We start from the raw sequence: 22198 nt of genomic DNA on the forward strand, positions 1-22198 counted from the left end.
TGGCCGATTGGTTCAGCGGGGCTGGTTTTTCGAAAGGTCGGTCGTAAACCATCGGGGCTTGAGCGAAAGCGCGATCACGAACCCCAGAAGGTTGAGATAGGCAGCGAGTTCGAGCGTCTCTTCAAGCCAAACGAAGATTCCCGCGATCCAGGCCGACGGCAGTTTGAGCACCATTTCAGAACCGAGAAGCATCAAGGCGGTCAATACCGCCGGTATGGCATAGAAAAAGGTCAGTTCGTTCCAGGATTTCGCCATGGGCACGCGCCGGACCGAGAGGATGGCGACGACCACGGAGATAGACAGGCTCACAATCAGAAATTTGCCATCGGACGTCAGGCACGCGCCGCCGTCATAAAAGGGTGACCCGCACCGCGGCGTCTCGCGCACCATGGCAAGCGGTATCAGCATGGCAAGGCATGCCGAAAAATAGAAAATCTCGTGCCGGCTTGTGAGAGCCAGGCGCAAGACGACAAGGCCCGTCAGACCGAGAATGCCTATTTGTATCGTCTCATACCAGCCATTCTCCACCGGGCCTGCGACCAGGGTATCGATGGGATAAAGGAGCGTTGCCACCGCGATGGCGATGCCCAGGCAGGTGATTGCCAATAGGAGATAGAGAGCAAACTCCGTCCAGGAGCGATTCTTGAACAGGGTTACGAAACCGTCGGATGCGAATGCGGCAACGCGGCTTTTCGCTGCCGCGCTATGATGAAAGAATGCCAAGGGGTGCCGATCTTAAGGTATTTCAACTGGAGTAGGGGCTAAAACGCACGCATGGGCGCGCGTCGAGTTTCAATGGCCCGGCCGGCTGCATCGCACGGTCAGCGAATTGTTTTCAAAGAATTTTTTCAAAGTCACGATGAAGTGTCATGAAAATGATATCTGACGACGCCATCTACCCTAAGGTAAGAATTTCTAGCTCGCGATGGCCGACTCGTATTCGCCGGAGAGAGCGAGCCACTCTTCCTCCAACGTCTGGAGCGATTTTTCCGCATCCGCGCGCTTCTGGTTGAGCTCGGTGATCTTCGCCGGATCCTTTTGATAGAGCGCCGGGTCGGCAAGCTTGCCATCGGCATCCGCGACGGCTTTCTGCAGCTTGGCCATGTCGGCTTCCAGTTTGTCGATCTTGCGCTTCATCGGCTTCAGCTGATCGCGCCTTTCCGCCGACTGCCGACGCATTTCCGACTTCGGCTGAGTCGGCTCGATAGCCTTTACTGCCACAGGTTCGGGCGTCTTTTCGGCTTCGGTCCTGGTCTTCCTGCTCTGCTTCTTGCCGGACAGGACCAACCGCTTGTACTCGTTGAGATCGCCTTCGAAGCGTTTCACCGACCCGTCTTCCACCAGCCAGAGCCGGTCTACCGTCGCTTCGACGATGTGCCGGTCGTGGCTGATGAGGACCACCGCGCCGGGATATTCGTTGAGCGCATGAATAAGGCTGTCGCGCGCCTCGATATCGAGATGGTTCGTCGGCTCGTCGAGAATGAGAAGGTGAGGGGCATGCAGTGTCGCAAGGCCTAGAAGCAAGCGGGCCTTCTCGCCGCCAGAAAGCTTGTCCGCGACGGTCTCCATCTTCTCGCGCGGCAGTCCCATCTGCGCGACGCGCGCGCGCACTCTCGGTTCAGGTGCGTCGGGCATCAGCCGGCGCACATGCTCGATGGCGTTTTCCTGTGGTCTCAGATCGTCGATCTGGTGCTGCGCGAAATAGGCGACCTTCAGGCCAGGTGCCTTGGTGAGCTGGCCAGCTTCAGGGTCGAGGCGTTCGGCGAGAAGTTTGGCGAAGGTCGATTTGCCATTGCCGTTCTGGCCGAGAAGGGCGATCCGATCGTCCGTGTCGATGCGAAGATCCAGGGATGAAAGGATCGGCTGGCCCGGGGTATAGCCGACGCTCACATCTTCCATCGCGATAATAGGGGAGGCGGGCTGTTTGTCCGGGGCAGGGAACACGATCGGCGTGACGCTGTCCTCGACGATCGCCTGCAGTGGCCCCAGCTTTTCCAGAGCTTTCAGGCGCGACTGCGCCTGTTTCGCCTTGGAAGCCTTGGCGCGGAAGCGCGCGACGAAGGCTTCCATATGCTTGCGCTTTTCGGCCTGCTTCGCGGTCTGTTTCTGAAGAAGTTCGATCTTCTCGGCCCGTTGGCGCGCGAAAGAGTCGAAGTCGCCGCGATAGAAGACGAGCTTCTTCTGGTCGAGGTGGACGATCGACGAGACCGCGTTGTTGAGAACGTCGCGATCGTGGCTGATCAGAAGAACGGTGTGCGGATAGCGGGAGACGAAATTCTCCAGCCACAGAGTGCCTTCCAGATCGAGATAGTTCGTGGGCTCGTCGAGAAGGAGAATATCGGGGCTCGAAAACAGCACGGAGGCGAGGGCGACGCGCATCCGCCAGCCGCCCGAGAAAGACGAGGCCGGGCGGGCCTGCGCCTCGTCGTCGAATCCGAGACCGGCCAGAATCGACGCCGCTCTCGCCTCGGCCGAATGGGCATCGATATCGAACAAGCGCGTATGGATGTCGGCGATCTTGAGCGGATCGGTCTCTGTTTCAGCCGCCGCCATCAGGCGTGCCCGCTCCGTGTCGGCGGAGAGAACGATCTCGATCAGCGAGTCCTCGGTGCCGGGTGCCTCCTGTGCGACCTGACCGATCGACATGTTCGACGGCATGCTGACAGAGCCGCTCTCGGAGGCAAGATCGCCAGTGATGACGCGAAAGAGCGTCGATTTACCCGCGCCATTACGGCCGACAAGGCCAGCCTTCGTGCCGGAGGGCAGCGTGAGGCTCGCATGGTCGATGAGAAGGCGTCCGGCGACGCGTGCGGAAAGGTCGTTGATCTGCAGCATGGAGGCCTTTTGGCATGGCCGTGAGCCGAGGTGAAGACACACATTGAAAATGGCGCAAAGCAACCGCGTGAACGCACTTGCACCTCAAATAGACGCGCATTCCGCCAGACACGCTAAACGTTGGTCCCGGCTGATCCCATTTCGGCCAAAGCGAATGAATCAGTCGCCGGCGACGAAAAAGGCGAGCTTGCCCTCGGGCGTGATCCCAAGGCGATAGAAGTTGTAGGCGCCGAAATCGAGCATGTTCTGATAGTCGCCAGCGGTGACGATTTCGAAAAGCTCGACCTTTTGAGCGTTGGTCAGCGTGTCGAGACGTGCCTGGGCGAAGTAAGGCCAGACATAGATCGCGTCCTCGCTATCGGGCTCCAGCGCGACATGGCCGGCCTCAAGAAGCTCCAGCAAAATGGCCAGCATCTCGATGCCGTCCCCGTCGCCGGAGGATTGCTTGAGGTACTCGATCGGGTCCTCGACGCTGCCACCAAAGGAAAGCACAGTCTCCTCCGGGCCGGTCTCAAGATAGGGCTTCAGCTTTTCGATCTCGCCGGCGCGAGCGATACTGATCAATTTGGCCCGAAGATCGCGGACAGGCCTCGGCAGACTGCCAATGTCGTAGCTGACTTGAGAGGAGGGCAACGCTTCGGCTTCCGCTGCTGGTCTTCCAGCGGCAGAAGAGGGCGATGTACCGGAGCCTGAAGGGGTAGCTTCTGGCTCAGCGCCCGGCTTTTCGACAGGCCCACCAGACTGATTGCCGGCGGGCCCTGATCTGGGCGTGGCCTCTTCCGCGGCAGGCACCACAGGGGGCGTCCCGGCGGGGGGCGCCGGCTCCGCGACCGGCCGATCCTGCTGCGGCCCATCAGGAGCCGCTGTCTCGCCCTCTTCGGCCGCGGGCGCGCCTTCGCCGCTCACCTTGGTTCCCGGGAGAGGCGGCAGCGGCACCGCGACGATACCGTCGCGGAGTTCGCCCGTCGCATTCCCGTCGTCGTCGACGATTTGCGACAGCGCCATAGCGGAGCCGGACACGAGAAGCCCCGTGCAGAACGCCAGAATCGGGAATGCTTTGATGGAAGGCGGCATCGTCTTCCTCGGGAAGGTTTTGAAAAGTCCCGGTCTGCCTCGGGAGGTCGCCGGTCGAAGTCGTGACTTTACTGGAAGGTGCGGTTCGCGCGGAACTCGCCGAATTCGACGCGCTGGCGCAGATCGTCCAGCATTTCGATGGCATGAGATTCGCCATAGAGGCGCACGAGTTCGATCATCGCCGTCGAAAGAGCCGTCTCCGCGAGAATCTCCGACTCGATCCCTTCGCTGATGCCATCGGCCCACGCCTCGTTATGATATTCGAGCGCGACCTGTTTCTTTTCGGCCTGGATGATCTCGTCGAGTTCGGATTTTGGCAGTTCGAGCATGACGGCATCCCTGTTTTTCGTTTCGGATCATTCGATCCGTTTAAGATTTATTACCACGAACGTGACGATTGTCGCGGGTGCAGTGCGAAGATCGTTTACGTTTGATTAATTTCCATAGCGAGTGATGATGTCCCGCGACAGGCTGGCCCCCTCTTTCCGGAAGCGATTATGGGCCATCCGCGCCGCCTCGGTGCAGTGCCGGTAGGTTGATTCGTAGGCCCGATACCCACTGTTGAAGCTCGCAATCAGACGGCGACGATCCGGATCGCTCGGCGACTGGGCCTGAATCAGCGCCCGCATTTCGTCGCGCCAGACCGATGATTCCTCGTTCCCGCACAGTTCGCGCAGGAAATGCATCGACCCAAGAACCGTCGAAAGCCGGCTCATCGCGTCGATGAAAGGTCCCTCGCTCGGCCTTGCTGCACTGCCAGGGCTCTGGGCTTCGCTTTCTTCACTTGCCTCGGCTTCCTGTGCAGATCCAGGCGCGACCTGAATCGCCGACACCAGCAAAGCGGCCGACAGGAGGCAGGGAAGAGAAAACCTTAAAAATTTGTGCATTTGCGAACAGTCGAACCCGGGTTCGGCGATTTCAAGACCGGCTCTGATTAGGAATGCTTTTCGGCGGAACTGTGCCGCTATCGCAACAGATTTTCAGCTTGCTCGGCAATTTGGGCAAGCTTCGGGGTGGTCCGGCCACTCTCTTCCAGCCCGTCGACCGAATTTCTGTGGACAAAGCTCACCGCAGCGGCGTCGCTTCCGGCAACCGGAGCCGAATCCTGCCCGATTTCGGCGGTGAAGACGACGATGACGAAGTGGAAGTCGTCATAGATCGCTTCATGATTCGTCACGAAGACGAGGCTCGATTCGTCGATCTCGAGGTTTATTTCCTCCGAAATCTCGCGGGCCACCGCCTGTTTCAGCGTTTCGCCGAAGCCCACGCGGCCCCCCGGAAAAGACAGCAAGCCTTCCAGCGTCTGGCCTTTTTGCCGCTCGATCAGAAGGAGGTTTTCGCCTTTGAAGAGGGCGGCCGAAACGGCAATTTGAGGCTGTCTGGTCATTGGTGGCATCCTTGTCGGGAAAAGCTGTATTCCGCGAGGGGTCGCTTGACGGCGCGAAGCGCGCGCTGTTCCCTCTTCATATGTGCGGACGTTTTGCCCTTCATACTTCCCCCGAGATTGTCGCGGATTTTCTGTCGATCGAAGAGATCGATGATTTCCCGCCACGCTACAATATCGCGCCCACCCAGCCCATCCTGATCGCGATCGGTGGGCGCGCTGAGCATCCCGATGCGAACCGGGCGAACCGGTCGGCGCAACTTGCGAGATGGGGGCTGATACCGTCCTGGGTGAAGGATGCCTCGAAATTTCCGTTGCTGATCAATGCGCGGGGCGAGACGGTGGCGACGAAGAACTCGTTTCGCGCGGCGCTGAAATATCGACGCTGCCTGATTCCGGCGACTGAGTTTTACGAGTGGCGACGTTCGGGAAGCGGCCCATCCGCGCCTTATCTGTTTCGGCCAAAAGGCGGTCGGCCATTTGCCTTCGCGGGCCTGATGGAAACGGCGATCGACTCCGACGGCGGCGAGATCGATACCGCAGCCATTGTCACGACGGCTGCCGCCGGCCCACCGAGCGAAATCCACGACCGCATGCCTGTCGCACTGGAAGAGGGCGAGTTCGAGAGATGGCTGAATTGCCGGGATTACGACGCCTCCGACGTGGCGGATCTTCTTGCCCGTTCTGCCGTGCCGGACTTCGAAATCGTGCCGATCGGAACGGCGGTCAACAAGGTCGCCAACTCAAATCCGTCGATCCAGGAGCCGATCGAAAAGCCGATCGATGACCGGGAGGACGGAAAGAAAGGGAAAGGGGGCGCCGAGAGCGATGGGAGCGATGCGCAGCTGAAATTGATCTAGGCCGAAAAGGGCACAACACCAACGCGCCAGACGGTCCGGTGCGCAGAAGAGAATGAGCGGGGCTTTACGCCGCTTGCCGTCAGCCCCGCCCGGGAGCTGTCACTCGCCCGCTACCAGATGGAGCGGTCGAGCCATGGTCTGGACCGCCGGCTGGCGGCCCTTGCCGCAGTACTGAGCTGCCGCGAGAAGCCCGGGATTGCCGAGCTGGCGGTAGTTGTTTTCCAGGTGAACCTCGTTCTCGCGTTCGCGCCGCGAACGGAACTGGATCTCGATAGTCTTCATGGCCTCGATGCCTGCTTGTTTCGTGCCCCGTCCAGCCGCCCTTAAAATGAGACGCTTTGAGGGCAAAACCTTCCTGGCCGATAGGAATAAGCGTTCACAGATCGGTGACGGGTCGATGGCGTGGCGCTCCGGCAACTCAGCCACCGGCTCGATTGATGTCGATGAGCTATGGAGGTCCGCCCGCAGGGCCGTAGTCCCATGCGCATCGACGAAAGCTTTCCCGCGATCGGCGTTTGAAATCGTCACCGTTTGCGCCTACCCAAAGTCCGATCCGATCCGGCAAGCATTTTCCACGGGAATGAGACCAATGAGCGAAGGCTTTCGCGGTCTGCGACTGACCAACACGATGACGCGGCAGAAAGAGGACTTTTCTCCACGCGATTGGCGCGACGATCAGATCTCGGAGGCGGACAAGCGTGTGCGCATGTATGTCTGCGGACCGACCGTCTATGACTATGCTCATATCGGCAATGCGCGACCGATCATCGTCTTCGACGTGCTGTTTCGGCTGCTGCGGCGACTCTACGGCGAGGATCACGTTGTCTATGCGCGGAACATCACCGACGTCGACGACAAGATCAATGCGCGGGCGGCTCGGGATTTTCCCGACCTGCCGCTCAACGACGCGATCCGGCAGGTGACGACCCGGACGACGGATCAGTTCCACGCCGACATCGCAGCGCTCGGATGCCTGCCGCCGACTGTCGAGCCGCGCGCCACCGACTACGTCTCCGGCCATGCGGACGGCCATGACATGGTCTCCATGATCGAGACACTGATCAAGAAGGGCCACGCCTACGAGGCGGGCGGCGAAGTGCTTTTCGATGTCACCTCGATGCCCGATTATGGCGGCCTTTCAAAGCGCAAGCTCGATGAGCAGCAGGCCGGCGCGCGCGTGGCCGTGGACAGTCACAAGCGCAATCCGGCCGATTTCGTGCTTTGGAAACTGTCGGACGAGAACGAGCCGGGCTGGGACTCCCGATGGGGTCGGGGGCGTCCCGGCTGGCATATCGAGTGCTCGGTAATGAGCGAGGCCCATCTTGGACGGACTTTCGATATCCATGGTGGCGGCCTCGATCTCATCTTTCCCCACCATGAGAACGAGATCGCCCAGTCGCGCTGCGCCCATGGAACCGACGCCATGGCCGAGGTCTGGATGCACAACGGCTATGTGCAGGTCGAAGGCCGGAAGATGTCCAAGTCGGAGGGCAACTTCGTCACGATCCACGACCTTTTGGAAACAGAGACGTTCGGGGGGCGCAAATGGCCCGGTGAAGTGCTGCGCCTCGCAATGCTGATGACCCATTATCGCGAGCCGATCGATTTTTCGGTGAAACGGCTGGAAGAGGCCGAGGCACGGCTTGCGACGCTCCGTCGTATCGTGGGCGAAGCAGATGCCATCGAGGATGAAGGCTCGTTGCCTCCGGCGGTCGAAGCAGCGCTGTGCGATGACCTCAATTTCTCGGCGGCGCTGGCTGCGTTGAACGACCATCTTCGCAACAATGACAACGAGCGCCAATCCGCCGCGAGATTTCTGCGTCTGATCGGCATCGATCTGACGGAACCGGCCCGATCGCTGTCGGATCATCAGAACCGTCTGATCGATGAACGCCTTGCCTTCATCCGTCAGAAGAACTGGGCGGAGGCGGATCGCATTCGCGACGCGCTCTTGAGCGAAGGTATTCAGCTGAAGGACGGCAAGGACCCGGAAACCGGCGAGAGGGTGACCAGCTGGGAACTCAAGCGCTGATATGTCAGAGCCCTTCGTCATGGTCTGGACGTGTTCGTCCATGCCGCAGCGGACATCGTCCGCTGGCGTCGCGAAATCCCAGTGTCGACCAAGGATAAAATGCGTTTGATGTCCTTTGGGAACGCTTGAAGTTTCATCCGCATCGCCGACCTCTGGTTAGGAAGGCGTGGGAGCTGCAAGAAGCCCCGGCCCATCAACACCGACACGAGCTGACGTTTCATGGATACACAGACGCAGCGCAGAGCTTATCCGGCGATCGATCCGTACAAGACGGGTCGATTGGCGGTGGGCGACGGCCATGAAATCTACTACGAGCTCTGTGGCAATCCAGACGGCAAGCCCGTGGTCTTCCTCCACGGTGGCCCGGGGAGCGGCTCTTCGGCGCAGCATCGCAGGCTCTTCGATCCTGCGCGCTATCGCATTATTCTTCTGGACCAACGCGGCTGCGGTCGCTCCTCGCCCTTGGGGGAGCTCGAGGCCAACACCACTTGGCATCTCGTGGAGGATCTCGAACGCCTGCGAAAGGAACTTCGCGTCGATCGCTGGGTCCTGTTCGGCGGTTCCTGGGGCGCGACGCTGGCACTTGCCTATGCCGAAACATACCCGGATGCGGTTTCGGCGATGATCCTGCGGGGCGTTTTCTCCGGTCGGACCTCCGAGCTTTCATGGTTTTATGAAACGGGCGCGAACCGCCTGTTCCCGGATCAGTGGGAGAACTTCGTCGCCCAGGTCCCGCAATCCGAGCAGGACGATATCATCGGTGCCTATCGGCGGCGTCTCACCGATCCAGACCGCTCGATCCGTGCGGCGGCGGCCGCAAGCTGGACCCAGTGGGAATCGGCGACAGTCATGATGCGCTCGGCTGCCGTGCCGCGCAGCATGCCCACCGTTTCCGATACGACGATCGCCTTCGCGCGCATCGAGAATCACTATTTCTACCATGGCCTCTGGCTGGAGGAGGGGCAGCTGATCCGCGATGCGCACCGTCTCTCCAATATACCGGGCGTCATCGTCCAGGGCCGCTACGACATCGTCACCCCTGCGATCACGTCATGGCAGCTTGCAGAGGTCTGGACGCGAGCCGATTATCGAATGGTTGAAGGCGCGGGGCATGCCTTCGCCGAGCCCGGAATCCTGCAGGAACTGCTGGCCGCCACGGATCGGTTTGCGAGGACACCCTGATCCGATAGAATTCGATATTGCAGCGGAATATCGAGGTGGAGAAGGCCATGCGGATGAACGGCGGATGCCAATGCGGCGCGATCCGTTTTGCGTGCGAGCCTGAGCCGTCGAGTGCCCATATCTGCCATTGCCGCATGTGCCAGAAAGCCGTCGGAAACCTCTTCGCGGCGCTGGTGCGCGTGAAGAGCGCCTCCTTGGTCTGGAAAAAGGCCGAGCCCAAATGGTTTGCCTCGTCCAACATGGCACGGCGCGGTTTCTGCCCCGAATGCGGAACGCCGCTGGGCTACCGGGCACCGGACGGTTTGTTCCTGACGATAGGGGTTTTCGACGATCCGGGCTCGCTTCCGCCCTGCAATCAATATGGGGTTGAGGCACGTCATGCCTTTGTCGCGGGCCTCGGTGCGCTGCCGGAAAGCCGAACGGATGAAGACGTGGGAGACCAGCCCTATCTTGCTGACGTCGTATCGTTCCAGCATCCGGACCGGCCGGAGGTTGACGGAGAAAAACCACCGGTCTGAAGACGGGACCCATCAGTTTTAGTGATCGCACCGATCACTAAAACATTGGCGCGTTCGATCCTTGCGACTGTTAAAGCTGGGCCGAACTGACGATTTTCGGCAAGGCCCATCCCATGCAAGACACCGAGACCGATTCGCGCCGCGGGTTTCTTCTCGCGCTCGGCGCCTATGCCATCTGGGGTCTCGTGCTTCCGATCTACATGAAGACGCTGAGCCATGTGTCGCCCTTCGAGATCGTGGCCCATCGCGTCATCTGGGCCATTCCGTTCGCAGTCCTTCTCCTGATGTATCAGGGGCGCCTGAAGCCGACGATCGGCTATCTCGGCGACCTGAAGACGCTTTGTCTTGCGGCCATGACGGCAGCTTTGATCTCGGTGAACTGGGGGGTCTACGTCTACGCCATCGTCTCGAACCAGGCGATCGATGCGGCCCTCGGATACTATATCAATCCGCTGTTCAACGTCGCGCTCGGCGCGATCTTTTTGAGGGAGCGGCCGAGCCGGTTACAGGGTGTGGCGATCGGCCTTGCGGTCATCGGCGTCGCGATCATGACGTTCAAGGCTGGCGGGCTGCCCTGGATCGCGCTGGTGTTGGCCTGCTCGTTCGGCACATACGGCCTTCTGCGCAAGACGGTGAAGGTGGATGCCACGGAGGGCTTCTTTCTTGAGGTCGCAATTCTCACGCCGTTGGCAATCGGCGTGCTGTTTTTCGTGCCGGACATTCATTTCGGCGGCGACCCGACCGAAACGATCCTGCTTGTTCTTGCCGGCGTGATTACCGCAGTACCGCTCATCCTCTTTGCGGCCGGCGCGCGCCTTCTGCACTTCGCCACGGTCGGCATCCTGCAATACACGGTGCCGACCCTGCTCTTCATCACCGCGGTCTTCGTCTTCGGCGAGCCGTTCAGCATCTGGCAGCTGGTGGCGTTCGCCTTCATCTGGGCGGCGCTGGTACTCTACACGATCACGCTGTTTCGCCAGGCGAGGGAGGACCGCCGACGTCGCCGCGGTGCGAGCACGCAAGGCGGCGCGCCCATCGCGGACGCGCGCGAGATAAGCTGACGCTGCTCAGCCGCCGTCAGACCACGTCGTGCGGTAGAGATCGAGACGACGATCACGCAGGTTTTTCACCGAACCCTCGTAACGCGCCCATGAGAGCGTTGCGAGATTGAGGTCGGCGACCGTCACCATCTCGACGTTCTCCGATGCTTCGGCCGCGATGCCATCGCGCGCGAACGGGAAGTCGCACGGCGTGAAGATGCCCGACTGGGCATATTCGATGTCGAGATTGTCGACATTGCCGAGATTGCCCGTCATGCCGCTGGTCACCACGTAGCACTGGTTTTCGATCGCCCGCGCCTGACAGCAGTAGCGGACGCGCAGATAGCCGTGGCGCGTATCGGTATTGAAGGGCACGAAGAGGATGCGGGCCCCCTGATCGGCAAGGCGGCGGCCGATTTCCGGAAATTCCGAATCGTAGCAGATCATGATGCCGATCGGGCCGCAGTCGGTCTCGATCACGTCGATCGGATCGCCGCCCTGGATCTGCCAGTAGGTCTGTTCGTTTGGAGTCGGGTGGATCTTCTCGCGGGCGTGGACCGATCCGTCGCGCAGGAACGCATAGCCGACATTCTGGATGTCGCCGTCATCGGTTTTTGTGGCATGGCTGCCGCCGATGATGTTGATGTTGCGGCGGATTGCCATCTCGGTGAGCTTTTCGACGAATTCCGGCGTATGCTCGGTGAGGCGCTGGATCGCCGCCTCCGGTTTGAGCTCTTCAGGCTCGCAGGAGATCAGCATCAGCGTGAAGAGCTCGGGGAAGACGACGAAATCGCCGCCATATTCGGATGCGACTTCGACGAAGTACTCGACCGCGTCGTAAAAATCCTGCGGCTTGCTGATCGTGCGCGCCTTCATCTGGACCGTCGCGACGCGCACGACGTCCGGATTGCCGCGGTTGACCGGCTGTTCCTCGCGCTGCGGATCATAATACGGATTGCGCCAGACCATGAGCACGCCGTGGCCAGCCGAGTCCTGGTCTGAAGGATAGTAGTTTTTCAGAATTCGGATCGGTTCGAACCCTGCATTGATATGGAAGGTCGCGACCGGGTCCTTCACCTCATTGGCCTGAACCGCCTCGAGATAGCTCTCGGCGGTGCCGTACTTCTTCTGGTTCCGCTTGTAACCGGGAATGCGACCGCCAAAGGCGATGCCCTTGAGGTGCAGATCCGTTGCGAGGCGCCGGCGCGCATCGTAGAGCCGCTTGCCGATCCGCAGGCGCCGCCGGTCAGGGTCGACGCAGACCTCCATCCCGTAGAGCCACTCGCCCTTGCGATCGTGCATGGCGGCGTAGCCCCCGCCCGTCACTTCCGCCCAGGTGTGCTGACCGAGCGCTTTCTTCTCAGGCAGCATCATGGTCGCGGCATAGCCAACCACCTCGCCCTCGTAGACGACGACGAACTGACCTTCGGCGAAAGCCGACATCTGGCCAAGAATCATTCCGCGCGTGTAGGGCGCCTCGTTGCGAAAGACCTTCGACGAGAGGTTGATGATCGCATCGACGTCTTCTTTCGCAGCGACGCGGACTTCGATCTTCGGGCTCGCTTGCTTTTCGGCCATGGTTTGGGGCTGGTCCTGATTCAAATGATTTCTTTTGCCGGCATTTAGGCGCGCAATTCGCCGCGCACAGGCAGATCGCGACGACGAATCGTCTCGAACGGCGCGTTCGATGTATCGAAGGCTTGGTCGCGCGCTTACAGCTTCTCTATGATCTGGCTTCGCCCGTCGCTTGGTGCGCGATCAAGTGCGCTCTCGATCTCTGGAATGACCGAGTCGATATCGGAAGTCACGATCGGCCGCACGTGCTGGGAACGATGGATGAAGCCTTCGCTGTCCATGTGGTCGAGCAGATTCTGCAAGGGATCCCAGAAGCCGTTGAGATTGGCGATCACGATCGGCTTTTCGTGCCGTCCGAGCTGGCTCCATGTAAGGATTTCGACCAGTTCTTCCAGCGTTCCGATGCCACCCGGCAGGGCCACGAAGGCATCCGACCGCTCGAACATCAGATGCTTACGCTCGTGCATGTCCTCGGTGACCACGAGTTCGTCCAGCCGCTTCAGTTCCCGCTCGGTCGCTTCCATGTCGATGAGAAAGCGTGGAATGATGCCGGTGACCTGTCCGCCGCCTTCGATCACGCCGTCCGAAACAGCGCCCATGATGCCGCGCGTGCCGCCGCCATACACGAGGCGAATTCCGGCTTTGGCGATGGCCATGCCAAGGGCGTGAGCGGCGCTCACGAAGCTTGGATCGTTGCCGACTGAAGAGCCGCAATAAACGCAGATGGATCGAATCGCTGTCATGGCTTCGGAAAATCGTTCGTGCTGGTGTCGCCGTCAAGCACGCTTCCATGAAATCCCGGTAAGTCCGGCGCATTCCACACCCGCCGAATTTGCATCGCACGGTCTGTCGAACGCATCATAGAGCTGGCAACCATGCCCATCCGTCGGCGTTGCACCTTCGCTCTTGGTGATGATCGGTGCTACGGTGTGCAATGAAGATTGCTCGTGTTTTCTGGTTGGTCGTTGGCGCATCGTCCCTCGTCCTGGGGGCGATCGGTGCCGTTCTGCCGCTATTGCCCACGACGCCATTCCTCATTCTCGGTGCCTTTGCCTTTTCGAAAAGCTCTCCGAAGCTCGAAGCCTGGCTACTCGATCATCCGCGATTCGGACCTGCAATCCATAATTGGCGAACCGAACGCGCGATTGCCCGCAAGGCGAAATGGCTTGCATCGCTGGTCATGGTTCTGACCGTCGTCATCGGTGGATTGGCCGGGCTTTCGATGATGATCCTCGCAATCCAGACCGGCATCTTTGTTCTGGTTCTCGCATTTTTGTGGACGCGACCGGAGCCGGGCAAAAAAAGCGTTCCGAACGGTTCCTGACCGAGGTGTCCGCACGATCAAACACGACGGTCGGGCAAACACGACGGTCGGTCTCGAACTGCGCCGGCTTGCATGATCCCACATGAAAAAGCGGCCCGTCGCGGAAGGACGAGCCGCTTCGCTTCAGGTAACCGAAGCGCGAAGTGTCATGAGGCTGAATCGTATTCCAGCGCTAGACCCTCAGCGGTTGTCTCTGTTGCATCGCCTCGATTCATCGAGAGACCTACAGGCGGCGTCGGTCAGCCTGCGGCTCTGACGCGAAGTTCCGACACTTCGATCATGTTCTGGCGAAAGCCGTCCAGCATCGTTGCCGGAATTCGGTCGTAACCCATTCGACGCGCCTGCATGACGGCACGGCTGAAGACCTCGGACTCGGTGTCCGCACGGATAACTCGCGCGCAGCCCGGAATGACGCCGGTGCAATCAAGTTCGTACATTATAATTCCTCCCGCATTGATGGCTTGCAGATATCAAACGCGCGAGGAATAGAAAGGTTCGATTATGATATCCGGCTAAGTATTTGGTTTAAGGCCATTTTACCACGGGCGGCATGGAGGAAAGGATCGACTGAACATTGCCTCCGGTTTTCAGCCCGAACAGTGTACCGCGATCATAAAGCAGGTTGTATTCGACATATCGCCCGCGCTTGATCAGCTGCTCCTCACGATCAGCCTCGGTGAAAGGCTGCTCGACGTTCTGCTTCACGATATGGGGGTAGACGACGATGAATGCCTTGCCGACATCGCGCGTGAAGGCGAAATCCGCATCCCATCCGCCGGCCTCGTCCGGGGAGTGCAGGTAATCGTAGAAAATGCCCCCGACGCCGCGTGTCTCCTGGCGGTGAGGTAGATAGAAATATTCGTCGCACCATTCCTTGTAGCGCTTGTAGTCGGCGACCTTCGAATGGCGGTCGCACACAAACTGCAGTGCCTTATGGAATGCGCGCGTGTCGGCATCGTCCTCGGTGCGACGACGATCGAGTGTCGGTGTGAGATCGGCACCGCCACCGAACCACTGGCGTGTCGTCACGACCATGCGGGTGTTCATGTGAACGGCGGGCACGTTGGGATTTCGGAGGTGGGCGATCAGCGAGATGCCGGACGCCCAGAATCGCGGGTCCTGATCGGCGCCCGGAATGTTCTTGCGAAACTCTTCCGAAAACTCACCATGGACGGTCGAGGTGTGAACCCCGACCTTCTCGAAGACCCGGCCATGCATCATCGACATGACCCCGCCACCGCCGTCGTTCTCGCGGCTCCATTCGGTGCGTTCGAACTGCCCCGGTTCCAGGCCGGTCTCGGCGCCGTGCGCCTTTTCCAGGTCCTCGAACACGGCGCAGATGCGATCTCTGAGTGCTTCGAACCAGGCGCGGGCGGTGGCCTTTTTCGTCTCGATATTCTCCGGCAGCCCCTCGGGCAGGCTCTCCCGTTCCATATGCTCTCCGGTCCGCAAATCAATGGAGGTCGCGCAAGCGCCCCATGCTTTAGGGTATGGCGGTAGCATGTCGATCTGGCAATGAAAACTTGACCGGAATTCACCGCTGCCGGCCATCTGGATGCGATCGGCCGGACGATTGCGAAGACGGATTCATCGATTCGCAATCCTGATTGGCGCACGCTAGATACCATGCAACAATCAATACCAACGTTCACCGTCGATCAGCCTGGGACTAAGAGCGCCATGACTGCCGGCCAATTCGATCCACCATTGAGCGGACTGCGGCGGCAGTTGCAGCGGAATCGCCAGGCCGGCTCAGACCCTTCGGCGCATTTCGTGAGGGAGACTTTCACGCTGCCGCGCGAGGAAGCACGGTCCAAGGCGCGGGAATGGTTCGAGCGCTTCCCGAAGGCTGCCTACTGGACCCAGGTCGAGAGCTGGCGACTGGTCGATGATGGTGCCGTCGAATTCACCATGCGCCGGTTGCCGACCGCCGACTGACGGACACTCTTCGGGTCGCGGCCAACGCTGCCGTCTATTTTTCGTCTTTCACTGTTCCGTCCTTGGGGTCGACCGCTTGCTCGCCCTCCGGCACCTCTTCGTCTGTGGTGTCCACCTCTTTCTCCGCTTCAGCCTTCTCGGCCTCAGCTTCGGCTTCGGCTTCGGCTTCTGCCTCGGCTTCCCGCTCCGCTTCGGCCTGTTCTGCCGCCCAGACACTGGCGGCTTCGACCGCGACCGGTGAAGCTGTCGGAATCACGCCGAGATAGCTTTCGGTCTGGCTGATCGGGACGGTTGCGCGTTGGGTCATGCGATAGAGAGCATAGAGGGCGATCGCGCCAAAGGTTCCGCTCAAAACCAGCCAGAAGGCATAGGGACTGATGCCTTCCATGGCCCAACCCGTGGCGAGCGGCCCGAAAATCGCCCCCAGGCCGAAGGTGAAAACCAGTCCACCTGATGCGGACGGCATGTCCTCGGCATCGAGGAAGTCGTTCGTATAGGCGAGAAAAAGCGCATAGAGCGGGGTCGTCATGCCGCCGGCGATGAAGGCGGAAGCCATCAGCGGCCACAGACTGTCACCGCTCAGCCAGCCGATGGCGCAAAACCCTGCGCCGATCGCGGAGGCACCGAAGATCAGGCCGCGACGGTCGACCCGGTCCGAAAGCCAGCCGATGGGATACTGCAAGAAAAGCGCGCCGCCGAACAGCATTGCGACGAAGAGCGCGATCTGAGAGGTCGTCATCCCGATCTGCGTGCCGAAGACCGCGCCCATGCCGGACTGCGTCGCGTAGACGGCCCCCAGCAAAAAGATGCCGATCGTGCCCAGCGGAGAGCTGGAAAAGAGCTTGGCAAGTGACATCGCCCGCGTGATCTCGGTTTTCGGTGCGGGCGCGACAGTCAGCAGGATCGGCGCAAATGAGATCGAGACCAGGATCGATGCGCCGATGAACAGAACGGAGGTGGCCGCATTGCCCAAGGTCAGCAGATATTGCGCACCGATGATGCCCAGCGTTTGCGCGATCATATAGGCTGACAGCACTTTGCCGCGATTTTCGTTCGTGGAGGCCTCGTTCAGCCAGCTTTCGGCCGCGACGTAGATGCCGGACATGCAAAAGCCGAGGAGTACGCGCAACAGCGTCCAGGCCCATGGATCGGTAAAGAGCGGAAATGCGATGAGGCCCGCCGACATGAAGCTGCCAAGCGCCGCGAACACGCGTACATGGCCGACCCGGCGGATGAGGACAGGCGTGTATCGCGCGCCCGATAGAAAGCCGACGTAATAGCCCGAGGTAATGATCGCGAGTTCGGCCGACGAAAAGCCTTCGATGCCGCCGCGCAGACCGATCAACGTGAAATGCATGCCGTTGCCCAGCATGATGAGGACGATTCCGATCAGCAGAGCCCAGACACCGGATAGGGTTTTCAGCATCGGCCTTCCAATCGACGTTTCACGCTGGCTCGAGGACCTGCAGAGTGGCCGGTGTTGCGTCGCGCTGCAAGTCATCGCTGACGCGTAGAGACTGAAAGCCGTCTTCTGACCTCTGATTTCAAACATGATCTTGCCGATCCGGGTCAGCTCGGCTATCCATGGTCCATGGAAATGAACACGATCATCACGAAGCTCTGGTGGCGCCCGCTCTAAGGCGGCCGATCGACCTCGTGCGGGATCTTTGTCGAAGGCTGCTGCGGAAACGCCGGCGGCCTTTTTCTTATGGCGTTGGCGCCGGCCGCTGGTGCGATACGAAGGACAAATGAAATGGCGACCAAGGTGACGGCCGACGGCGAGACCTTCACGACCGAGGGTGGCGTTGAGATCACGCGGCGCTCGCGAGACGTGCACTATGCCGATGCGATCGAGCCCTATTTCGACAAGCTCGATACCCGTCGCGGCGCGGTTCTCTTCTCCAATTACGAGTATCCCGGTCGCTACACCAAGCAGGACATCGCCTTCGTGGACCCGCCGCTGGTGCTGACTTCCACCGGTCGCCGCATGATCATCGAGGCGCTGAACGGCAAGGGCGAAGTCCTGCTGTCGATGATCGGGGACGCGCTCGAAGGGCACGATGACATTGCGAGGCTCGAGCTGTCGGACGATGGCCGCTCGATCACGCTCAGGGTGAAGGAGCCATCGGCCGCTGTAACCGAGGAAGAGCGCTCACGCATGCCGACGGTGTTCTCGGTGCTGCGGGCGATCGTCGCGCTCTTCAAAACCGATCAGGATGCGCGCTGCGGCCTCTATGGTGCGTTCGGCTACGATCTCGCATTTCAGTTCGACCCAATCGAACAAAGCCTCGAACGACCTGCCGACCAGCGCGACCTCGTTCTTTATCTCCCCGACGAGGTTTTGGAGGTCGATCACTATTCGGCATCGGCCGTGCTCTCGACCTATGACTTCGCGAAGGGCTCGCTCTCCACCGTTTTTGCGAAAGGTGGCGGAACCGATGACGGGTTCCAGCCGGCAAAACGGAGCCCGGGCCGCGGCGATCACGAACCGGGCGAATATGCGGATCTCGTGCGTTCGGCCAAGGAGCGCTTCCGGCGCGGCGATCTCTTCGAAGTGGTGCCGGGACAGGTGTTCTATGAGCGGGCCGAGCACAAGCCGTCCGAGATTTCGCGGCGCCTGAAAGCTGTGAATCCGTCTCCTTATTCCTTCTTCGTCAATCTCGGCTCGAACGAGTTTCTCGTGGGCGCGTCTCCTGAAATGTTCGTGCGGGTCTCAGGCAAACGCGTCGAGACCTGTCCGATCTCAGGCACCGTGCCACGAGGGCAGGATGCGATCGGCGATGCGGAACAGGTCCTGAAGCTGCTCAACTCGAAGAAGGACGAGTCGGAACTCACCATGTGTTCCGACGTCGACCGCAACGACAAGAGCCGCGTCTGCGAACCGGGGTCCGTGAAGGTCATCGGCCGTCGTCAGATCGAAATGTATTCCCGGCTGATCCACACGGTCGATCATATCACCGGCGTTCTGCGGGACGATATGGACGCGTTCGACGCGTTTCTTTCCCATGCCTGGGCCGTGACGGTGACTGGAGCGCCGAAGCTCTGGGCGATGCGCTTCATCGAGAAAAACGAAAAAAGCTCGCGCGCCTGGTATGGCGGCGCGGTTGGCATGGTGCATTTCAATGGGGATCTGAATACCGGGCTGACGCTGCGCACCATTCGCCTGAAAGATGGCATTGCTGAAGTACGCGCCGGTGCGACCCTGCTTTTCGATTCCGATCCGGAAGCGGAAGAAGCGGAGACGGAGCTGAAGGCTTCGGCGCTGCTTGGCGCCATAAGAGAAGCCGGCAAGGCAAATGACGGAGCGGCCAAACTCACGGCTGCGAAGGTCGGGGTGGGGCGAAGGATCCTCCTCGTCGATCACGAAGACTCATTCGTCCATACGCTTGCGAACTATTTCCGCCAGACCGGTGCCGAGGTTTCCACGGTCCGAACGCCCGTACCGCAGGAAATCTTCGATCGTATAGATCCCGATCTCGTCGTTCTTTCACCGGGACCCGGAACGCCATCCGATTTCGACTGCGCGGCGACGATCCGGCGGGCTCGCGACCATGGCGCCGCCGTGTTTGGGGTGTGCCTGGGGCTTCAGGCACTGGCGGAAGCCTATGGCGGGGAACTCCGCACGCTGCACATTCCCTATCACGGCAAGCCTTCCCGCATCCGGGTCTCCAAGCCGGGCATCATCTTTTCTGGTCTGCCGAACGAGGTAACGATCGGACGCTATCATTCGATATTCGCCGATCCGGTTCGCTTGCCCCGCGACTTCGAGGTCACCGCCGAAAGCGAGGATGGGATCGTGATGGCCTTCGAGCATCGCTCGGAGCCGATTGCTGCGGTCCAGTTTCATCCCGAGAGCATCATGAGCCTTGGTGGCGAAGTCGGTCAGCGCATGATCGAGAATGTCGTCGCGCACCTGGCGCGGGTCGCGAAGGAGCGGGCCGCTTAAACTATGTCCGAGGTAAATACGATCGAGGAAGGCGCTTCGCTGGCTAAGCGGATCGCAATGGCTTCCGTTGCCATCGCGTGCGTCGTGCTCGTCATCAAATATGCCGCGTTCTACGTCACGGGATCGGTTGCGCTCTTCTCAGACGCGATGGAGTCGATCGTAAACGTCGTCGCGGGCCTGATCGCGCTCTGGGCGATTTCCTTGTCCTACAAGCCGGCCGACGAAGACCATCCCTTCGGACACAGCAAGGCAGAGTATTTCTCCGCTGTCGTCGAGGGTGTCCTGATCGCCCTGGCTTCTATCCTGATTCTTGTCGAAGCCTGGAAATCGTTCCAGGATCCCAAACCGGCCGACATGCCGATGATCGGCCTTTTGATCAACGGCGGTGCGACCGTAATCAATTTCGTCTGGGCAACTTATCTGATCCGTCTTGGCCGTCGGCGCCGCTCGCCTGCCTTCGCGGCGGATGGCAAACACCTGATGGCCGACGTCGTCACCTCGCTCGGCGTCATCGTGGGACTGGGGATCGCAGCCTGGACTCATGTTCCGGTTCTCGATCCTCTGTTGGCCGCCTTCGTTGCGCTGAACATCCTTCGTGAAGGCTACGCGGTCATTTCCAATTCGCTGTCCGGACTGATGGATCAGGCGATGGTGCCGGAAGAAGAGACACGGGTTCGCGGGGTCATCTCGTCGAATGCCGATGGCGCGATCGAAGTGCATGACCTGCGCACGCGCGTATCCGGGCGCATGATCTTCATCGAGTTTCATCTCGTCGTTCCGAGCGACATGACGGTCGGCGATTCACACGTCATCTGCGACCGCATCGAGGATGCGTTGGTCGCAGCATTCCCGACGGCGCGGATTCAGATCCACGTGGAGCCTGAGGAGGAAGCGCAGGTCACCGGTGTGCCGGTTATCTGAAGCTCAGCCTGCGCTGAAGGGTCAACGTGGTTCGTTCACAACGGACTGCTGGCCAATCGCATGCGATGACAGCGATCCGATGTCCGATCTGAGGCGCGAAGCTGCTCTACCTGCTCATTCCGGATCGAGTTCTGAGTCCCAGTAGAGATAATCGAGCCAGCTTTCGTGCAGGTAGTTCGGCGGAAACAGACGACCATTGTTGTGAAGGTCGTGAACCGTCGGCTGATACGGCTTTTGCGACGGGATCATGCCCGCAGCTTTCGGCATCAGCCCACCCTTCTTCAGATTGCAGGGTGAACACGCAGCCACCACGTTTTCCCAGGTGGTGAGACCACCCTTGGAGCGCGGAATGACATGGTCGAAGGTCAGGTCATTGTGCGAGCCGCAATACTGGCACTGAAAGCGATCACGCAAGAAGACGTTGAACCGCGTAAACGCCGGATTGCGTGAAGGCTTGACATAACTCTTGAGGCAAACCACGGACGGCAGTCGCATCGAAGCCGTCGGGCTGTGAACCGCCCGGTCGTACTCCGCTACGATGGTCACCCGATCCAGAAACACCGCCTTGATCGCGTCCTGCCAAGACCAGAGCGACAGCGGGTAGTAGCTCAGTGGTCGGTAGTCTGCGTTAAGGACGAGCGCCGGAGATAAATCGTTAGGGACGCCGATCGTCACCGACAAACTCCTCTTCTCATCGAAGCCCATTCTCGGACCGCTGTCAGTTATCGTGCGCCAACACGACAGCTTTGTGAAGCCTCATGCACGGGCGGTGCGGCGGTTTGGCCAAATGACTGTGTCCGTGCGCTCCGGTCCGGTGGATTGGAAGGCGCTTTGAGAAGCTGTGGATAAGTCTGGGGATCGCTGTTCAAAGTCTGTGGAACGCGCCCTGTCACGAGGCCCGAGCCGTCAGTCTGCGGGCGCAGCGTCGCGTTTCGTGCAGGCCGCATAATAGGCCCAGAAGAGGCGTGCTGCCGTCGAGCGATGGGGTGCCCAGGCCTTCGCGATCTCCGCAAGCTGCTTCGGCTTGGGCCGCTCTTTCAGGCCAAATGCCATTGCGACCGCGACCTGGAGCGCGAGATCGCCGGCTGGAAAGATATCCCGGTGACCGGTCGAGAAGAGGAGATAGCATTCCGCCGTCCACACGCCGATTCCCTTGAGCTTGACGAGTTCGGCGATGGCAACTGTTCCGTCCGCCGCGGCAAGGCGTGAGAAATCGAGATCGCCGTCTTCCACGGCGCGCGCAAGTTCGCTGATCGTCGCTTGTTTGGGGCGGGAAAGCCCGGCCCGCCGATAGGCCGCGTCGTCGAGCGCGAGGATGGCCCGGTGATCGTCGAGGTCCGCCTCTTTCTGAAACCGTGAGAAGATCGCCTCCGCGCTCGCTTTCGAAACCTGCTGGGCGGTGACGATGGCGCAGAGACCGCGCAGGCCCTCGGCCTGTCTGCGAAGCGGCAATTCGCCCGAGGCTTCGATCACGGGAGCCAATCGCGAATCGAGCGATGCTAACGCTGCAAGTTCCGCGTCGATGTCGGCCTTCGTGGCAATCGTGCCGAAGGAACTGCCGGTCATGTC

23 protein-coding genes are annotated in these 22198 nt (G+C 60.4%); 9 read left to right on the forward strand and 14 right to left on the reverse strand.

What is annotated here, in order from left to right:
• Positions 1-12 precede the first annotated feature (12 nt).
• The 6 genes from ABDX79_RS01805 to ABDX79_RS01830 all read right to left on the reverse strand — a co-directional run bounded on the left by ABDX79_RS01805 (position 13) and on the right by ABDX79_RS01830 (position 5296).
• Positions 13-723, reverse strand: coding sequence for a hypothetical protein (locus ABDX79_RS01805; protein WP_346218540.1), 711 nt, complete (start codon positions 721-723; stop codon positions 13-15).
• Positions 724-915: 192 nt separating this feature from the next.
• Positions 916-2835 carry an ABC-F family ATP-binding cassette domain-containing protein gene (locus tag ABDX79_RS01810; protein ID WP_346218541.1) on the reverse strand — a complete coding sequence of 640 codons (1920 nt, stop codon included), beginning with the start codon at positions 2833-2835 and terminating at the stop codon, positions 916-918.
• A gap of 159 nt (positions 2836-2994) precedes the next feature.
• Positions 2995-3909: a hypothetical protein gene (locus tag ABDX79_RS01815; RefSeq protein WP_346218542.1), complete on the reverse strand. Its 915-nt coding sequence runs from the start codon at positions 3907-3909 to the stop codon at positions 2995-2997.
• A 68-nt stretch (positions 3910-3977) separates the two neighbouring features.
• Complete coding sequence (locus ABDX79_RS01820) at positions 3978-4238, reverse strand: hypothetical protein (protein WP_346218543.1); 261 nt, start codon at positions 4236-4238, stop codon at positions 3978-3980.
• 105 nt (positions 4239-4343) lie between these two features.
• A complete protein-coding gene (locus ABDX79_RS01825; protein WP_346218544.1) occupies positions 4344-4742 on the reverse strand; it encodes a TIGR02301 family protein in 399 nt (132 codons plus the stop codon).
• A gap of 131 nt (positions 4743-4873) precedes the next feature.
• On the reverse strand, positions 4874-5296 hold the full coding sequence (locus ABDX79_RS01830; protein WP_346218545.1) for an NUDIX domain-containing protein: 423 nt from the start codon (positions 5294-5296) through the stop codon (positions 4874-4876).
• 11 nt (positions 5297-5307) lie between these two features.
• On the opposite strand from ABDX79_RS01830, the gene ABDX79_RS01835 reads away from it, so the two are divergent.
• Positions 5308-6153: an SOS response-associated peptidase gene (locus tag ABDX79_RS01835; protein ID WP_346218546.1), complete on the forward strand. Its 846-nt coding sequence runs from the start codon at positions 5308-5310 to the stop codon at positions 6151-6153.
• A gap of 99 nt (positions 6154-6252) precedes the next feature.
• Here the strand turns inward: ABDX79_RS01835 and ABDX79_RS01840 are convergent, their stop codons facing one another.
• Positions 6253-6435 carry a hypothetical protein gene (locus ABDX79_RS01840; RefSeq protein ID WP_346218547.1) on the reverse strand — a complete coding sequence of 61 codons (183 nt, stop codon included), beginning with the start codon at positions 6433-6435 and terminating at the stop codon, positions 6253-6255.
• Positions 6436-6742: 307 nt separating this feature from the next.
• On the opposite strand from ABDX79_RS01840, the gene cysS reads away from it, so the two are divergent.
• From cysS to rarD, 4 genes are all read left to right on the forward strand, one after another.
• Positions 6743-8185, forward strand: coding sequence for a cysteine--tRNA ligase (cysS, locus tag ABDX79_RS01845; RefSeq protein ID WP_346218548.1), 1443 nt, complete (start codon positions 6743-6745; stop codon positions 8183-8185).
• A 219-nt stretch (positions 8186-8404) separates the two neighbouring features.
• Positions 8405-9367 (forward strand): prolyl aminopeptidase, encoded by a 963-nt coding sequence (gene pip / locus ABDX79_RS01850; protein WP_346218549.1) that lies wholly within the window; start codon positions 8405-8407, stop codon positions 9365-9367.
• A gap of 47 nt (positions 9368-9414) precedes the next feature.
• The gene (locus ABDX79_RS01855; protein WP_346218880.1) at positions 9415-9885 is read left to right on the forward strand and encodes a GFA family protein; all 471 of its coding nucleotides are present in this window, start codon (positions 9415-9417) and stop codon (positions 9883-9885) included.
• A 113-nt stretch (positions 9886-9998) separates the two neighbouring features.
• A complete protein-coding gene (rarD, locus tag ABDX79_RS01860) occupies positions 9999-10946 on the forward strand; it encodes an EamA family transporter RarD (protein ID WP_346218550.1) in 948 nt (315 codons plus the stop codon).
• A gap of 6 nt (positions 10947-10952) precedes the next feature.
• Here rarD and ABDX79_RS01865 read toward each other — a convergent pair whose 3' ends face one another.
• Positions 10953-12503, reverse strand: coding sequence for a bifunctional GNAT family N-acetyltransferase/carbon-nitrogen hydrolase family protein (locus ABDX79_RS01865; protein ID WP_346218551.1), 1551 nt, complete (start codon positions 12501-12503; stop codon positions 10953-10955).
• A gap of 134 nt (positions 12504-12637) precedes the next feature.
• Positions 12638-13243 (reverse strand): LOG family protein, encoded by a 606-nt coding sequence (locus ABDX79_RS01870; RefSeq protein WP_346218552.1) that lies wholly within the window; start codon positions 13241-13243, stop codon positions 12638-12640.
• Between the two features lie 191 nt (positions 13244-13434).
• Here ABDX79_RS01870 and ABDX79_RS01875 point away from each other — a divergent pair, with 191 nt between their 5' ends.
• Positions 13435-13824, forward strand: coding sequence for a YbaN family protein (locus tag ABDX79_RS01875; protein WP_346218553.1), 390 nt, complete (start codon positions 13435-13437; stop codon positions 13822-13824).
• A gap of 239 nt (positions 13825-14063) precedes the next feature.
• Here ABDX79_RS01875 and ABDX79_RS01880 read toward each other — a convergent pair whose 3' ends face one another.
• Complete coding sequence (locus tag ABDX79_RS01880) at positions 14064-14261, reverse strand: DUF1059 domain-containing protein (RefSeq protein ID WP_346218554.1); 198 nt, start codon at positions 14259-14261, stop codon at positions 14064-14066.
• A gap of 88 nt (positions 14262-14349) precedes the next feature.
• Positions 14350-15258: an oxygen-dependent coproporphyrinogen oxidase gene (hemF, locus tag ABDX79_RS01885; RefSeq protein ID WP_346218555.1), complete on the reverse strand. Its 909-nt coding sequence runs from the start codon at positions 15256-15258 to the stop codon at positions 14350-14352.
• A 246-nt stretch (positions 15259-15504) separates the two neighbouring features.
• Here hemF and ABDX79_RS01890 point away from each other — a divergent pair, with 246 nt between their 5' ends.
• Positions 15505-15762: a DNA polymerase family A protein gene (locus ABDX79_RS01890; protein ID WP_346218556.1), complete on the forward strand. Its 258-nt coding sequence runs from the start codon at positions 15505-15507 to the stop codon at positions 15760-15762.
• A gap of 34 nt (positions 15763-15796) precedes the next feature.
• Here ABDX79_RS01890 and ABDX79_RS01895 read toward each other — a convergent pair whose 3' ends face one another.
• Positions 15797-17188, reverse strand: a complete 1392-nt coding sequence (locus ABDX79_RS01895) for an MFS transporter (RefSeq protein WP_346218557.1) — start codon at positions 17186-17188, stop codon at positions 15797-15799.
• A gap of 327 nt (positions 17189-17515) precedes the next feature.
• Here ABDX79_RS01895 and ABDX79_RS01900 point away from each other — a divergent pair, with 327 nt between their 5' ends.
• Positions 17516-19708, forward strand: a complete 2193-nt coding sequence (locus ABDX79_RS01900) for an anthranilate synthase (protein WP_346218558.1) — start codon at positions 17516-17518, stop codon at positions 19706-19708.
• Positions 19709-19711: 3 nt separating this feature from the next.
• Entirely contained in the window at positions 19712-20629 is a 918-nt protein-coding gene (locus ABDX79_RS01905; protein ID WP_346218559.1) for a cation diffusion facilitator family transporter, read from the forward strand.
• Between the two features lie 114 nt (positions 20630-20743).
• On the opposite strand, the gene ABDX79_RS01910 is transcribed toward ABDX79_RS01905, so the two are convergent.
• Both ABDX79_RS01910 and ABDX79_RS01915 read right to left on the reverse strand, forming a co-directional pair.
• Positions 20744-21334, reverse strand: coding sequence for an HNH endonuclease (locus tag ABDX79_RS01910; RefSeq protein WP_346218560.1), 591 nt, complete (start codon positions 21332-21334; stop codon positions 20744-20746).
• 201 nt (positions 21335-21535) lie between these two features.
• Entirely contained in the window at positions 21536-22195 is a 660-nt protein-coding gene (locus ABDX79_RS01915) for a DNA-3-methyladenine glycosylase family protein (protein ID WP_346218561.1), read from the reverse strand.
• Positions 22196-22198: the final 3 nt, after the last annotated feature.

Origin of the sequence: Fulvimarina fulva, from assembly GCF_039652615.1 — a bacterium.
Lineage (GTDB): Bacteria > Pseudomonadota > Alphaproteobacteria > Rhizobiales > Rhizobiaceae > Fulvimarina.